The organism is Neiella litorisoli (genome assembly GCF_014773395.1).
Lineage (GTDB): Bacteria > Pseudomonadota > Gammaproteobacteria > Enterobacterales > Neiellaceae > Neiella > Neiella litorisoli.
Genome location: NZ_JACXAF010000001.1, coordinates 107,702 through 121,256, shown reverse-complemented (window position 1 = coordinate 121,256; position 13,555 = coordinate 107,702). Strand labels below are relative to the sequence as shown.

At 51.2% G+C, this 13,555-nt stretch carries 13 protein-coding genes; 7 read left to right on the top strand and 6 right to left on the bottom strand.

Going from position 1 to position 13,555, the window contains the following annotated elements:
• Positions 1–38: 38 nt before the first annotated feature.
• The 3 genes from IC617_RS00525 to IC617_RS00515 all read right to left on the bottom strand — a co-directional run bounded on the left by IC617_RS00525 (position 39) and on the right by IC617_RS00515 (position 2,846).
• Positions 39–1,454 carry a DUF4397 domain-containing protein gene (locus IC617_RS00525; protein ID WP_191143034.1) on the bottom strand — a complete coding sequence of 472 codons (1,416 nt, stop codon included), beginning with the start codon at positions 1,452–1,454 and terminating at the stop codon, positions 39–41.
• 244 nt (positions 1,455–1,698) lie between these two features.
• Entirely contained in the window at positions 1,699–2,202 is a 504-nt protein-coding gene (locus IC617_RS00520; protein ID WP_191143306.1) for a glutathione peroxidase, read from the bottom strand.
• Positions 2,203–2,252: 50 nt separating this feature from the next.
• On the bottom strand, positions 2,253–2,846 hold the full coding sequence (locus tag IC617_RS00515; protein WP_191143033.1) for an LON peptidase substrate-binding domain-containing protein: 594 nt from the start codon (positions 2,844–2,846) through the stop codon (positions 2,253–2,255).
• A gap of 187 nt (positions 2,847–3,033) precedes the next feature.
• Here IC617_RS00515 and argS point away from each other — a divergent pair, with 187 nt between their 5' ends.
• The 5 genes from argS to IC617_RS00490 all read left to right on the top strand — a co-directional run bounded on the left by argS (position 3,034) and on the right by IC617_RS00490 (position 7,773).
• Entirely contained in the window at positions 3,034–4,782 is a 1,749-nt protein-coding gene (gene argS, locus IC617_RS00510) for an arginine--tRNA ligase (protein WP_191143032.1), read from the top strand.
• A 43-nt stretch (positions 4,783–4,825) separates the two neighbouring features.
• A complete protein-coding gene (locus IC617_RS00505) occupies positions 4,826–5,407 on the top strand; it encodes an SPOR domain-containing protein (protein WP_191143031.1) in 582 nt (193 codons plus the stop codon).
• A gap of 81 nt (positions 5,408–5,488) precedes the next feature.
• Positions 5,489–6,013: an ATP-dependent protease subunit HslV gene (gene hslV / locus IC617_RS00500; RefSeq protein WP_191143030.1), complete on the top strand. Its 525-nt coding sequence runs from the start codon at positions 5,489–5,491 to the stop codon at positions 6,011–6,013.
• Between the two features lie 32 nt (positions 6,014–6,045).
• On the top strand, positions 6,046–7,377 hold the full coding sequence (hslU, locus tag IC617_RS00495) for an ATP-dependent protease ATPase subunit HslU (RefSeq protein WP_191143029.1): 1,332 nt from the start codon (positions 6,046–6,048) through the stop codon (positions 7,375–7,377).
• A 15-nt stretch (positions 7,378–7,392) separates the two neighbouring features.
• Positions 7,393–7,773: a gamma-butyrobetaine hydroxylase family protein gene (locus IC617_RS00490; RefSeq protein WP_191143028.1), complete on the top strand. Its 381-nt coding sequence runs from the start codon at positions 7,393–7,395 to the stop codon at positions 7,771–7,773.
• Here IC617_RS00490 and IC617_RS00485 read toward each other — a convergent pair.
• From IC617_RS00485 to IC617_RS00475, 3 genes are all read right to left on the bottom strand, one after another.
• Complete coding sequence (locus IC617_RS00485) at positions 7,770–9,632, bottom strand: methyl-accepting chemotaxis protein (RefSeq protein WP_191143027.1); 1,863 nt, start codon at positions 9,630–9,632, stop codon at positions 7,770–7,772. The two genes, IC617_RS00490 and IC617_RS00485, sit on opposite strands and share 4 nt — an antisense overlap.
• 267 nt (positions 9,633–9,899) lie before the next feature.
• A complete protein-coding gene (locus tag IC617_RS00480; RefSeq protein ID WP_191143026.1) occupies positions 9,900–10,952 on the bottom strand; it encodes an MJ1255/VC2487 family glycosyltransferase in 1,053 nt (350 codons plus the stop codon).
• A 37-nt stretch (positions 10,953–10,989) separates the two neighbouring features.
• Positions 10,990–11,511: a phosphatase PAP2 family protein gene (locus IC617_RS00475; RefSeq protein WP_191143025.1), complete on the bottom strand. Its 522-nt coding sequence runs from the start codon at positions 11,509–11,511 to the stop codon at positions 10,990–10,992.
• A 179-nt stretch (positions 11,512–11,690) separates the two neighbouring features.
• Here IC617_RS00475 and IC617_RS00470 point away from each other — a divergent pair, with 179 nt between their 5' ends.
• Positions 11,691–12,596, top strand: coding sequence for a carbohydrate kinase family protein (locus IC617_RS00470; protein WP_191143024.1), 906 nt, complete (start codon positions 11,691–11,693; stop codon positions 12,594–12,596).
• Between the two features lie 93 nt (positions 12,597–12,689).
• Positions 12,690–13,175 carry a ribonuclease E activity regulator RraA gene (gene rraA / locus IC617_RS00465; RefSeq protein ID WP_191143023.1) on the top strand — a complete coding sequence of 162 codons (486 nt, stop codon included), beginning with the start codon at positions 12,690–12,692 and terminating at the stop codon, positions 13,173–13,175.
• Positions 13,176–13,555: the final 380 nt, after the last annotated feature.

Sequence of the window (13,555 nt, the reverse complement as noted above, 5' to 3'; positions counted from 1 at the left end):
GGTGTTGACCGAGCCCCGAAGGGCTCGGCTATCAACAACTAATCATCCAAACTAATGACTGATACGCCAGTTGCCGACATTGGATCATCAATGGCCACTAAAGTTGTCAAAGTGCCACCTTCAAGCGGCAGTTCTGCTGGCCCAATAGCGATCGTGCCCGGATCGCCAGCTGGCGTCACCATGACATAAGCCATGCCTGGCGTGACCGACAATACGGTGCTGTCGCCTTTATAAGGCACGCCGGTCAAAATGACATCGTCACTTGATGGGGTTGCATCTGCGCTGACATAAATATCAACATCGCCAGCTAGGGTTGAGGCGTGAATGGCGCGGAGTTTTGCTTCGGTCGCGACTCGACGCGTGTTTTCATCCATCACCACGAACAGTTCATCGTTGGCCATGCCATCAGCGAGATTACCGATCGCCAGCGCCGTGTATTTGTAGGCTGGCATCAGACTGGCGTCGAGACCAAGCGCATCCACCACGACCACAGGATCGGTGCCATTGACGCCGACATCGAAGCGGTAGTCACCAGCTGGTACCATCAGGTAATCGGTAAAGTCTTTGAACGCGACGTTGTACAGTGGACTATCCATTGCTGGGGCGCCGCCATTGATCCACACATCAACCGCTGGCGCATCGCTGATAGTATGGGCGACACGAATATCTGCTTCCATCGCCGCATCGCGCACTACCAGTGAAGCGCTGGCCGCATCGACGAGCAAATTGACCGGCGAGCTACCGGCATCGGTGTTAGTCACTGCTGCCACGAACCAGTCAGAGCCGGCAGGGACATCGACGGTGCCTGAATCAAACACCACAACAGATGGATCGTCAGGCAAGGTGATCCGGACTTGATAACTGCCCGCCGGCACTTCAATGGCATCGGTCGCCATTGGGAAGCTGACATTGTCGGCGAATGGCATGGCGGTGCTGAGGTCATCGCCTGGCGCGGTGATGAAGACATCAACCATGGGCGCATCCGGCGAAGCATGCATCACTTGCACACGAGCTCCTTCCGGCATCAACGCGGGACGCGCAATGATTTGCGGGCCAAATGCCATTGCATCGCCACTACCAATGAGTGCGGCCTTACCGGTGGCAACCACGTTGTACTCGGTATCGGCATCAAGCATTAACTCTGTGGCTGGGATAACCGTGAGGGTTGAGCCATCAGCTAAAATCGCGTCGACTTGCACGGTGTGGGTCCCGGCTGGCACTTGAATTGCGCCAGAGCTTACTTGGTAATCAACGCCTTCTAATGCTGGCGCGCCGTTGAGCCATACGTTGACCGCTGGCGCGTCAGGCGCAGCGTGGAAGACACGTAGGTAAGCGTATTCTGGTTCGTTGATTGAGCTGACGGTCGAGCCATTACTGCTACCTCCGCAACCGGAAAGCGAAGCGGCGAGTAAAGAGGTTACGGCAACAGCTAAGAGTGATTTGGTGACTTTCATGGTGGTGAGTCCTTGTTATCGTCTGGGTGCAAGTTGATTAACGGTGGGGCTCAGGATGACGATCACGGCTAGGCAAGATAATTAGTGAACACGTCGATAAAATTTAGGAATTGATCGCAAAATGAAGAAAAGTTGCGGCGAAAGTGATCCTATTGATAATTTGCTCCGAATGCATATCTTCGGTCGTTAAAAACAAAACTGCCGCTATCGAAGCGGCAGTTGCGGCAGCAAAGATCAACAGGCTCTAGATCGCCGATTCGATCGCTTCGATCATATCGTCACTGTCGGGCTTGGTCATGGCGCTAAACGACGCCACAACCTTGCCTTCACGATTGACTACGTATTTATGGAAGTTCCACTTTGGCGCCTCACCCGCTTGCGCTGCTAATTTGCGATAGAGCGGGTCAGCGTCATCACCTCTGACCGGCATGGGTTCGAACATTGGGAATTTGACGCCGTAGGTCAGTTCGCACAATTCCGCGGTTTTGCCTTCGTCATCATCTTCCTGATTAAAGTCATGGCTGGGGAATCCCAACACCACCAAGCCTTTATCTTTGTAATCGGCATAGAGCTTCTCGAGACCTTTGAACTGGGGCGTAAAGCCACAGTAGCTGGCGGTATTGACGATCAGCAGGGTCTTGCCACTGTATTCGGTACAAAGGTTGACTGTCTCCGAGCTGTTTAGTTTGCGTTTGACGAACTTCAGTGTGTCTGGGCACGAAGCGGCGCTGGCAGTGAAACTGACCATGGCGCCGATAAGGGCGATTGATTTCAGCAAATTGCCGGGTTTAGTGATCACTATGACTCTCCTGTGGTCCTGATTGCTTGCTCCAAAAACGCTAATGCGGCGGTGCAATCGGGTTGTTCTATTAATAGTTGTTTGTCGTTGGGGTCCATCGGCAATAACTCTAGCCAGCGCTGACACAGCCAGCTGGCGTCGTTATCGTGAAAATCCAGTTGCAGACCTTGTAAGCTTTCATTGTCTTGGTAGAGGCGATGTAACTGCTCGACAATTTTATGCTGAGTTAATGATAACCCTTGTTTTGGCCATTCGGGAACAATGCTGGTCTCTGCCACTTTTAAACCATCTTGTTCAACCCAAACTCGATCTAAACGGCGCTTCCTGAGACCTTGCACAGTAATCCCGAGCATGCCATCGGGCAGTTGGTCAAAGTCAACAATGGCCACCTCGGTGGCGAGCGGGTACATGTTCATCATGGTTTGCGGCTTGGCTTTGACATCGAGCATGCACATGCAAAACGGTCGCCCGCCCGCCGCCGCATCGCGAACCATTCGGACATATCTGGGCTCGAAAATTCGCAACGGCAGTTTGCCGCCCGGTAAGACGTGGGCAGTGAGTGGAAAAAGTGCGAATTCTTGTTCTTGCTTCATGCTCTGCTTGACCTTGTAAACACCATAGGAATTGCCATAACTCTGGTTTTTACTACGAGTTGTTGAAGCCAGAGATCAACTTGCCTGAGGAATATCCAAGTGCAGGTAGAAATATACCCGCTGAGCGGTTTACAATTTGCCGCTTGCACCCTGATGCGTCATTAACCATTCCGGACTTATTGTTATTATGAAAGCGATTATTGAAACCCTGTTGCTCGAAACTGTCTCGCAAATGAAACAAGCAGGAACTCTGCCTGCTGATTTGGAGCCTCGACTACAGATTGATCGCACCAAAGACAAGAGTCACGGCGACTTCGCTACTAATTTGGCGATGATGCTGGCAAAGCCTGCCAAGTCCAATCCGCGTCAGTTGGCACAACAGATTATTGAGCTGATGCCAGAACATGCTGCAATCAGCAAGATCGAGATCGCGGGTCCGGGCTTTATCAACTTCTTCATTAACCCAGACCATCTGGCCGATCAAATCAGCCAATTACTGGCCGATGAGCACGCCAGCGTGCAATTGGCTGCGACTCCGCAGACTGTGGTGGTTGATTATTCGGCGCCGAATGTCGCTAAGGAAATGGCGGTTCACCATATCCGTTCCACTGTGATTGGTGATGCCGTCACACGGACACTGGAATTCCTTGGCCACAAAGTCGTCCGCGCCAACCATATTGGCGACTGGGGTACCCAGTTCGGCATGCTGATCGCTTATCTGGAAATAGTGCAGAATGAACAAGCGTCAGATATGGAGTTATCGGATCTGGAAGCCTTCTACCGCGAAGCCAAGAAGCACTATGACGAAGACGAAGCGTTTGCCGAGCGCTCGCGCAATTACGTGGTGAAATTGCAAGGCGGTGATGAGTACTGTCAAACCATGTGGCGCAAGCTGGTTGATATCACCATGGAGCAAAACCAGCGCAATTATGATCGCCTCAATGTTTCGCTGAGCGACAAAGACGTGATGGGCGAAAGCCTCTACAACGACATGTTGCCTGCCATTGTTGATGATTTGGCGGCGCAAGGTTTAGCGGTTGAAGATGCTGGCGCCATGGTGGTGTTCCTCGACGAATACAAAGGTAAAGATGGTGATGCCATGGGCGTCATTATTCGGAAGAAAGATGGCGGTTATCTGTACACCACCACGGATATCGCTTGTGCCAAATATCGGGTTGCTGAGCTCGGTGCTGACCGTGTGCTGTATTTCATTGACTCGCGCCAAGCCATGCACCTACAGCAAGCTTGGACCATTGCGCGCAAAGCGGGCTATGTGCCAGAGCAAGTCTCACTGGAGCACTGTGCGTTCGGCATGATGCTCGGCAAAGATGGTAAGCCATTTAAAACCCGTTCCGGCGGCACGGTGAAGTTGGTTGATTTACTGGATGAAGCAGAAGAGCGTGCCAATGCCCTGATTGCTGAAAAGAACCAGGATCTAGCCGATGATGAGCGTGCGGAAATTGCCACGGCGGTTGCCATGGCCGCGGTGAAGTATGCTGATTTGTCGAAGAACCGCACCACGGATTACATTTTCGACTGGGACAACATGTTGTCGTTTGAAGGCAATACCGCGCCTTATTTACAGTACGCTTATACCCGTATTCAATCGATTTTCCGCAAAGCAGGCGTTGATGGTGACAGCCTCACCGGTTCGCCGCAGCTTAATGAAGCCGCAGAGCAGGCATTGGCGCAGAAGCTGACTCAATTCAGCGATGTGGTGAACAATGTTGCAGCGAAAACCTCGCCACATTTGCTATGTACCTACCTATACGAATTGGCAGGCCAGTTCATGAGCTTCTATGAAGCTTGCCCTGTGAACAAAGACGGCGTTGCTGACGATGTTCGCGCCAGCCGTTTGTTGCTCTGTGGCGCTACCGCTAAAGTCTTGAAGCTTGGTTTGGGCTTGCTCGGCATTGCTACGTTGGCGCGGATGTAACTGCCGTTTCCGATTGAAACTTTGATTCACTGGTCGCTGTTTTATGCCAAGAGATTACGCCAAGCGGAAGCCTGCGCCGAAAAAGAAACCGGCGCGGAGCAACAGTAGAAACACCCCGCGAGCCAATCAGGCGCGCGGCAATGGTGCTCAAGTGCAGTTGCCTTGGGTTCGCCTCGTCATCATTGTGGCGCTTATTGCGGCCTTTGGTTATGGCTTGAGCCAGATTAAAGGCAGCGCCGAACGGGTTGAGCAACAGCCAGCTCAAGAGCAACACAGCACCACCAGTAAGCCAGCCGAAGCGATTCCGGAAAAGCCAGAAGAACGGTGGAGCTTTATTGAAGAGCTGGAGACGAAGGAAGTCGAAGTCGATGTGCCAGAAGCGCCAGAGCAAACCCGTCCTTATTTGATGCAATGTGGTTCGTTCCGCCTCCAAAGTCAGGCGGAAGAACTAAAAGCAAAAATTGCGTTCCAAGGTTTGAGTTCCGAAGTGCGCCGCGCAGAAGGCTCTAATGGCGTTTGGTACAAGGTGATCCTCGGGCCTTACAAGACCAAACGATTGGCAGAAAAAGACCGCCATGCATTGCAACGCGCGTCCGTGCGAGGTTGTAAAATCTGGTATTGGTGATGGTCGATCTGGCCATCATCCCTTGAAAATCCTTCAGGCGCCCCTATCTTGCAGTTAACCGTATAATTTAGGAGAACGCCTGTGACCACGATTGTTTCTGTTCGTCGCAATGGCAAAGTTGTGATTGGCGGTGATGGCCAGGTTTCGCTGGGCAATACCGTAATGAAAGGCAATGCCAAGAAGGTTCGCCGCCTTTACAACGACAAAGTTCTGGCCGGTTTTGCCGGCGGCACCGCCGACGCTTTTACCCTGTTCGAGCGCTTCGAAAGCAAGCTGGAAATGCATCAGGGCCACCTGACTCGTGCTGCGGTCGAGCTCGCTAAGGACTGGCGCACCGACCGCATGCTGCGCAAACTCGAAGCACTACTCGCCGTGGCCGATCATACCGCGTCATTGATCATCACCGGCAATGGTGATGTGGTGCAGCCGGAGCACGATTTGATCGCCATCGGTTCGGGTGGCTCGTTTGCCCAAGCAGCCGCGACCGCTTTGTTAGAGAACACCGAGCTGGGCGCTGACGAGATTGTCCAGAAGAGCCTTAAAATTGCTGGCGATATCTGTGTTTACACCAACCAATTCCAAACCATCGAGCAGCTGGATTACTGATCCTGCCTCGCTGGTTTTACTAGGAAGCTGTTATGTCTGAGATGACTCCCCGCGAAATTGTCCACGAGTTGGACGCTCACATTATTGGTCAGCAAGACGCCAAGCGAGCCGTTGCCATTGCTTTGCGAAATCGCTGGCGCCGGATGCAGTTGCCAGAAGCGCTGCGTCAGGAAGTGACTCCGAAAAATATTCTGATGATCGGCCCCACGGGTGTCGGTAAAACTGAAATTGCTCGTCGTTTGGCGAAACTCGCCAATGCGCCGTTCATCAAAGTGGAAGCGACTAAATTTACCGAAGTGGGCTATGTCGGTAAGGAAGTCGATTCGATCATTCGCGATTTGACCGATATGGCCGTCAAAATGGTCAAAGAGCAAGAGATGAACAAGAATAAGTTTCGCGCCGAAGAAGCGGCCGAAGACCGCATTCTTGATGCCTTGCTGCCACCACCCAAAGAAGGTTGGGGTGATGATGGCAAACCGGATACGTCCTCCACTCGGCAAATTTTCCGCAAAAAACTGCGCGAAGGCGATTTAGATGATAAAGAGATCGAAATCGAAGTGTCGCAACCCCAAGCCGGCGTTGAAATCATGGCGCCACCGGGTATGGAAGAAATGACCAATCAGCTGCAGGGCTTGTTCCAAAACATGTCCGGCACCCATAGTCAGATGAAGAAATTGAAAGTGAAAGATGCTTTCAAAGCGCTGACCGAAGAAGAAGCGGCCAAGCTGGTTAATCAAGAAGATCTCAAACAAAAGGCGCTTAACGCCGTTGAGCAACACGGCATAGTGTTTATCGATGAGATCGACAAAATTTGTAAGCGCAGCGACAGCGCCTCTGGCCCAGATGTCAGCCGCGAAGGTGTGCAGCGTGATTTGTTGCCGCTGGTTGAGGGCAGCACCATCAGCACTAAGCATGGCATGGTCAAGACTGACCACATTTTGTTTGTCGCATCTGGCGCATTCCAGATGGCCAAGCCGTCGGATTTGATCCCTGAGCTGCAAGGTCGTTTGCCGATTCGGGTGGAATTATCGGCCTTGAGCACCGACGACTTTGTTCGCATTCTGACTGAGCCAAGTGCGTCATTGACGGAGCAATACCAAGCGCTGATGGCCACCGAAGGGGTTACTATTCAGTTTGAACAATCGGGGATCCAGCGCATCGCAGAAGCCGCTTGGCAAGTCAATGAGCGCACCGAAAACATCGGTGCACGCCGACTGCATACGGTGATGGAGCGATTGATGGAAGAGATTTCGTATAAAGCGTCCGATCACAACGGTGAAACCATCGTCATTGACGCTGACTATGTTAATCGCTACCTCGATGAACTGATTGAAGACGAAGATCTAAGCCGCTTCATTCTGTAATCACTTGAGCGAGCCATGAGTCAAATCAGAGCGACAGCCATTAAACTACATCGTCAGAGCCAACTATTGGCTCTGACCTTTAACGATGGCTTGACCGCTTCGCTCGAAGCTGAATTTCTCCGTGTCCACTCGCCATCAGCGGAAGTGCAGCAGCACGGCAATCCCATCTTGGTTGAAGGCAAATCCGAGGTAAAAATTCTTGATGCTCAGGCGGTGGGTCATTATGCCGTGCGCCTGATCTTTGATGACGGCCATGACTCAGGGATTTATTCGTGGGATTGGTTGTACCGCCTGAGTCGCGACAAAGATGCGCTATGGGCCGACTATCGGCAGCGCTGTGCGACCAAGCAAGCGCTGCAAATCCCGATTCAAGTCAAATTCGACGACAACGCCTAACTCACTTTGAATTGACTAACCTGCTGACGTAAGTTTTCCGATTGCTCACTGACTTCGTGAGCGACAGCAACACTTTGTTCGGACTCGGTGCTGGTGGATTCGGCAATATCGCGGATCCGTTGAATATTGCGAGTCACTTCCGCTGACACCAGACTTTGCTGCTCAGTGGCTGTGGCGATTTGGGTATTCATATCGACAATGCCAGACATTGACTGCAAGATGGAATGCAGGGCATCGCCAACGCCACTGGCGAGCTCGGCGCTGACCTCTCCTGATTGCTTACACTCGCCCATCATTTCAGCAATGGTGCCGGTACTGTCTTGCAGGTTCTTAATAATGGCGGCAATTTCTTCGGTGGACTCCTGCGTGCGATTGGCGAGGCTTCGCACTTCGTCAGCAACGACAGAAAAACCGCGCCCCAATTCACCAGCTCGCGCTGCTTCAATTGCCGCATTTAACGCCAGCAAGTTGGTTTGCTCGGCGATGCCTCGAATGACATCAAGCATGGAGCCAATGGTATTGCCTTGTTCTGCGAGCTGCTGCACTTGAGTGGTGGTTTGATTTAGTTTCTCCGAGAGTGCGCTGATGTGGTTAATGCTGTTATCAACTTCTTGGGTGCCGCGTTCAGCCTCTGCATAGGTTGAATCGACATGAGTCACTGCCGATTCAGTATTGCGGGCAATTTCGCTTTGGGTCTGGCCCATTTCGGTGGTCGCTGTAGCGACATGTTCGGTTTCCTCGAGCTGGCGAATGGCGCCGTCATGGGTGCTCGATGCTTGAGTCGATAAGCGGCCGACGGCATCGTCCAAAATGGCACTGGATTTGGATACTTGCTCGGCGAGTTGTTGGAACAAGGCGAGCAATTGATTGATGCCACGACTGACCATGGCCAACTCGTCTTTACCACTTTCATCAGCTCGTAACGTTAGGTCTTTGGTATCAACGACTTGCTGCATGTAGCGCTGCAGTGCGTTGACTTTTGTGGTGATCGAACGCGATGTCCACACTGCCAGAATGGTTAGGCCAATAGCCAGAAGCACCACAACGATGGTCGCTACGGTTAAATATTGGCTGCGCACTTCGCTGCTGGTGACGGCAATGAGCTCGTTCAATTGGCTAATTTGTTGCAGAGCATTTTCCTGGGCTTGCTGGAGTTGTCCCCTGAGGGCGTCATCGGGTGTCAGGCCGATGCGCTCTTCTGCTTCAACTAAGGTGGTAAAACGCTGGCCATAGGTTGCTAGCAAGCTGCGCAGCTGACTTTGGGTCGCTGCAGGCAAGCCACTGTTACCAATGGCTGCGTTTAAAGTTTCAGTACCTTTGTTAAATTTACCGAGGTATTTTTTGTCGTAACGCAGCATGAAATCTTTTTCGGCTCTGCGTAGCTGCAGCATCTGGGAGATCAGTTGGTAACTGTTTTGGGCATTGAGCAGGGTTTCGACTTCGTGGACCGCCGAGCGAAGTTCACCGTACAACCCTGTTTTTGGTGTGAGGCCAATTTGTTGCCGCAATTCCACCAGTCGATTGACTGTGGTGACATAATCCGCCACCGCTTTTTGGGTGCTTTGCAGTTGCTTGGTGATGTCATCGGATTTGATGTCATTGCTCAGCGCCGACAGTGTACTCTCGACTTGGCCATGATTGCGGTTGAATGATTCGATGTACTGCAAGTCTTTGACCCGCTCGAACTGACTGACGTTATAAGCCATTGATTCAACCTGAAACATGTCCGTTAGCACGGAGGCTGATAGACGGGCGTAGTATTGGGACGAACGGTCAACAACAATGGCGACGACTAATAACATGGTCATCAATGCTGCGCCGACCACAAGTTGAATTAACAAGCGGTTTCGAATAGTCATAAATCAAAGTACTCCGTCAAAAGTCGCTGTTGGTCACATCACAGCTCAAGGCATTGAACTGGTGTGACGCGTCAGCTCTGTTCTGCTTATCGACCGCCATTGAGCAATCTGTAGGGGTTAAACCCAATAGAAGTCTCAGGGAAGTCAAGCAGTTGCTGTCCTTGTCATTAAAAATAGTTCAATGGCAGTGAAAGCGAAAAAATTGACGGGCTGCAAAGGCCATTGGTCGGCAAAACCGTGATGTGGTGCCAGATAATGGCACAGACCCTAGGAAGCGGGGAGCGTGGCGTAGCTGGGAAACTGCACTTTTTGCCACAGCTCTTGGCTCAGTTCAGCAAGCGGTTGCTGAGCGCCTTGGGCCAGCCAGAGGCTTAATCGGCCGGCAACGTCAGGGTAATTAATCGGTTGAGCTGCGGGGGCATTGAGCCATTGCCTGACTTTGTCTTGATCAAGCGTTGCCATGCTGCTGGCCAACCCCAACTGCTCCAGTGTTAATACATTGCTTTCTTGTTCAAATTGTCGCATCAGAGGTTTCACTAGGGTTTTTTTGCCAAGAAACAGCGCTTCGCTGGGTAGCTCAAAGCCGCCATTGGCGATAACGCCCTGTGCCTCAAGTAGATCCTGTTCAAAGGTCACTCGGCTCAATGCTTTTAACGACAAGTGGCCCTGCTCGCTATCTGTCGCTTGAGGGTGATAGATGTAGAAGTGGTAGTCAGTAAATGGCTGCAATAGTTGTTTAATCGTGGCTAAGTCTTCAAATGGCAAATAGACAACTACCTTGCCATCGGTGGTGTGGGTTTGGCTCATGCCGACATCGATAATTGGTGGCAGAATTGGCTGGCCGAAATGGTGCCAGTGAACGCCCAGCTGCTCTGATGAAGGGGCAAAGTAACGCATGACCAGCTTCGAGCCGATATCCTGACCTGTTTTGGGAATATCGAAATTAAAAGCCGATTGATGGGAAAGCCCAATACAACGTTTATTGGCTCGTTTAGCCGCCCATGCTGAGACCGGCTCAAAATCATTGAGCACCAAGTCATACTGGCTCACATCCAGGTTTTTAATATCGTCGATAAGCTGCTTGATCCGAGCTTGTTTGAACGTTTTTAATAAATCCACTCGCCCTTGATGCGTGGCAAAGCTTAAGCCCGGCAAAACTCGATAATCGCCAAACAATTCCATATTGAATAACTGCTCGGCGGGTCTGCCGGTAAACAAATAATCGACTTCAATGTCGGTTTGATTGAGCGCTTGTGCCATGGCGCGAGCACGCGTGATGTGGCCATTGCCGGTGGCCTGTACACCATACAAAATTCGCATGAATTGATAGCTTCCATTAACTGCTTTAACAGACGGTTTAGGACCAGATCATGAGGCTGCCCCAAGCAGCACAAGCACCCAGTGCCAAACCACAAATAATGTCGGTAGGGAAGTGAACGCGGAGTAACACCCTAGAGGCGCCAACCAAGCCTGCCCATGCAAACATCCAAATGCCGAATTGCGGATAAAAGTGGCTGGCAATAGCTGCCATGACAAATGCAGCTGCGGTATGGCCAGAAGGCAAACTGAATTGATCCGATGGCTTTACAAACGCAGGTAAAGAGCGCATGACATCGCAGGGGCGATTGCGCTTAAATGCGTTTTTGATCAAAAAATACACCGGCAATTCAAAGGCGAATGCGGTCAGTGCCGCGCTAAAAAAGCTAACGCCATGATTGCCATCGAAAATCAGTGCAATGACGCCTAATGCCACGTACAGGTGGCCATCGCCCGTTTTTGAAACCCAGCGCGCAACGGCGGCGGCATGGCGGGCGTGTTTGCGGTCCGTAATGGATGCATACAAAGCGTGATCTGCACGCTGAATGGTGCTTAGCAACATGGCGTTTCAACCTGTCTGTTCTCTTTCGCAGACAAGCCTAGACAGCCAATATGACAGTTCAGTGAAACATTGTGGACATTTTAATCAATTTTACCCGAACTCTATTTGGCGCATAACGAGTCTTATCATCAGCTAACCTTAAGTGGTAGCGAAAGCTGTCGTACTGGAGTGACGTCGTGATGAAAAAGAAAAGCACCATATTTGTGGCTGGCGGGGTGTCTTGGGATGCCATTATCGATCTGGATGACTTACCCAAACCGCAGCCTGCTGCATTATTTGCCCGCCATTATCATGAAACAGTCGGCGGCACTGGCGCTGGTAAAGCATTGAACCTAGAGCGTTTGGGCTTCAATGTGCTGCTTCATGTAGTGCTTGGGCAAGATGACTGGGGCGACAAAATTCAACAACGTTTTCGCCGAACGTCGGTGCAGTTACTTACCGATATCGATCCCCGAGGCACCGAGCGCCATACCAATATCATGGACCCCGATGGTCGTCGGATCAGCATCTATACCCATGCTGCTAGCGAGTGGCCCGGCATCGACCCCAATCACTTATCCAAAGCCATGCTGCACGCCGATCATGTGGTGATTAACATTATCAATTATTGCCGCCGTTTGTTGCCGTTTGCCAAGCAACTGGGCAAGCCGATTTGGTGCGATCTGCACGATTACGATGGCGTTAATCCCTATCATCAAGACTTCGTCGAGGCCGCAGACTATGTCTTTATGAGCAATGACAAGCTGCCCGATCCGAAACCGCTGATGTGGCAACTCATTGACCAAGGTAAGCAATTGGTGGTTTGCACCCAAGGTAAGGATGGCGCAGTAGCGTTAACGGCCGACCATCAGTGGTATCAAGTCGCGGCTGAAGCGGATGTGGAAGTGAACGATTGCAACGGTGCTGGCGATGCATTTTTCTCCGGCTATTTGTTTGCTTATCACCAAGGATTTAAAGCGGAGCAGTGTTTGCAGATCGCCAGTAAAGTCGCCGCTTGTTGCGTTGGCTCCGATGAGTTGGTTGATGACGAGTTGACGCCAGAGCAGGTCACTGCGGCATTTCTCTCTGTTACGCCAATAAGTTAGTTGAACTTGGCCGAGTTTGATCGAATCAATGGGTTTCCGCGACTTGCTGGTTTATACTGTTTCGCAACTGGCCTCTGCCGAGTGAATAATGCGATGGAATACAATACTTCTGAACTGTGCGATACCTATGGTGATTTGGTCGATGTGGTTGAACCCATGTTTACTAATTTTGGCGGCTTGTCTTCCTTTGGAGGCCAGATCATCACCGTTAAATGTTTTGAGGATAACGGCCTGATTCAGGAGCTGGTGCAGCAATCTGGACTCGGTAAAGTCTTGCTTGTCGATGGCGGAGGGTCACTGCGTCGCGCACTGATCGACGTTACTATTGCTGAAACTGCCCTAGAGAATGATTGGGAAGGCATTATTTGTTATGGCTGTGTCCGTGATGTGGACGCCTTGGCTGAATTGGAGTTGGGTATTCAGGCGTTGACCTCGATCCCAGTGGGTGCTGATAGTGAGGGCGCCGGCGAGCAAGATTTAGCAGTTAACTTCGGTGGCGTGACGTTCTTACCGGAAGATCATGTCTACGCCGATAATACCGGAGTGATCTTGTCTTCCGAGCCGCTCGATATCGAATAATCCTACTCCTGACTAATTCTCGGTCAATTCCCTAAATTGGTGTGCAACTGCTTGGTTGCGCACCAAAAATCACCGCTCTGCGCACCATTTTACAACTCGTTCTCACTCAACCTTTGGCCTCGCTTGTTTGGGTTTAGAAACCTTTACGCTCCTCTCTGATATCCTTTATGTTAACTTATCTGATTGTTTTTATTGGTTTAAATATCATTTTGAACCAGCATTAGTACTCCTCAGCAACAAAAAAATGTGATGTTGAGCAGATTGGCATTCGTTTTGCTCTTCATCCTGTAGAAACTCTGGTACTCGCTGGGTTTCGTTTTTTGTTGCCGCTTACTCCATCGCATCAGGGCCAGGGACAGGAGTAAGCGGCTTTTTTATTT

Excerpts from the sequence above, each read along its gene's own strand:
- IC617_RS00525 (WP_191143034.1), bottom strand. The coding sequence starts at position 1,454 with ATGAAAGTCACCAAATCACTCTTAGCTGTTGCCGTAACCTCTTTACTC.
- IC617_RS00520 (WP_191143306.1), bottom strand. The coding sequence starts at position 2,202 with ATGGTCAGTTTCACTGCCAGCGCCGCTTCGTGCCCAGACACACTGAAG.
- IC617_RS00515 (WP_191143033.1), bottom strand. The coding sequence starts at position 2,846 with ATGAAGCAAGAACAAGAATTCGCACTTTTTCCACTCACTGCCCACGTC.
- argS (WP_191143032.1), top strand. The coding sequence starts at position 3,034 with ATGAAAGCGATTATTGAAACCCTGTTGCTCGAAACTGTCTCGCAAATG.
- IC617_RS00505 (WP_191143031.1), top strand. The coding sequence starts at position 4,826 with ATGCCAAGAGATTACGCCAAGCGGAAGCCTGCGCCGAAAAAGAAACCG.
- hslU (WP_191143029.1), top strand. The coding sequence starts at position 6,046 with ATGTCTGAGATGACTCCCCGCGAAATTGTCCACGAGTTGGACGCTCAC.
- IC617_RS00490 (WP_191143028.1), top strand. The coding sequence starts at position 7,393 with ATGAGTCAAATCAGAGCGACAGCCATTAAACTACATCGTCAGAGCCAA.
- IC617_RS00485 (WP_191143027.1), bottom strand. The coding sequence starts at position 9,632 with ATGACTATTCGAAACCGCTTGTTAATTCAACTTGTGGTCGGCGCAGCA.
- IC617_RS00480 (WP_191143026.1), bottom strand. The coding sequence starts at position 10,952 with ATGCGAATTTTGTATGGTGTACAGGCCACCGGCAATGGCCACATCACG.
- IC617_RS00475 (WP_191143025.1), bottom strand. The coding sequence starts at position 11,511 with ATGTTGCTAAGCACCATTCAGCGTGCAGATCACGCTTTGTATGCATCC.
- IC617_RS00470 (WP_191143024.1), top strand. The coding sequence starts at position 11,691 with ATGAAAAAGAAAAGCACCATATTTGTGGCTGGCGGGGTGTCTTGGGAT.
- rraA (WP_191143023.1), top strand. The coding sequence starts at position 12,690 with ATGGAATACAATACTTCTGAACTGTGCGATACCTATGGTGATTTGGTC.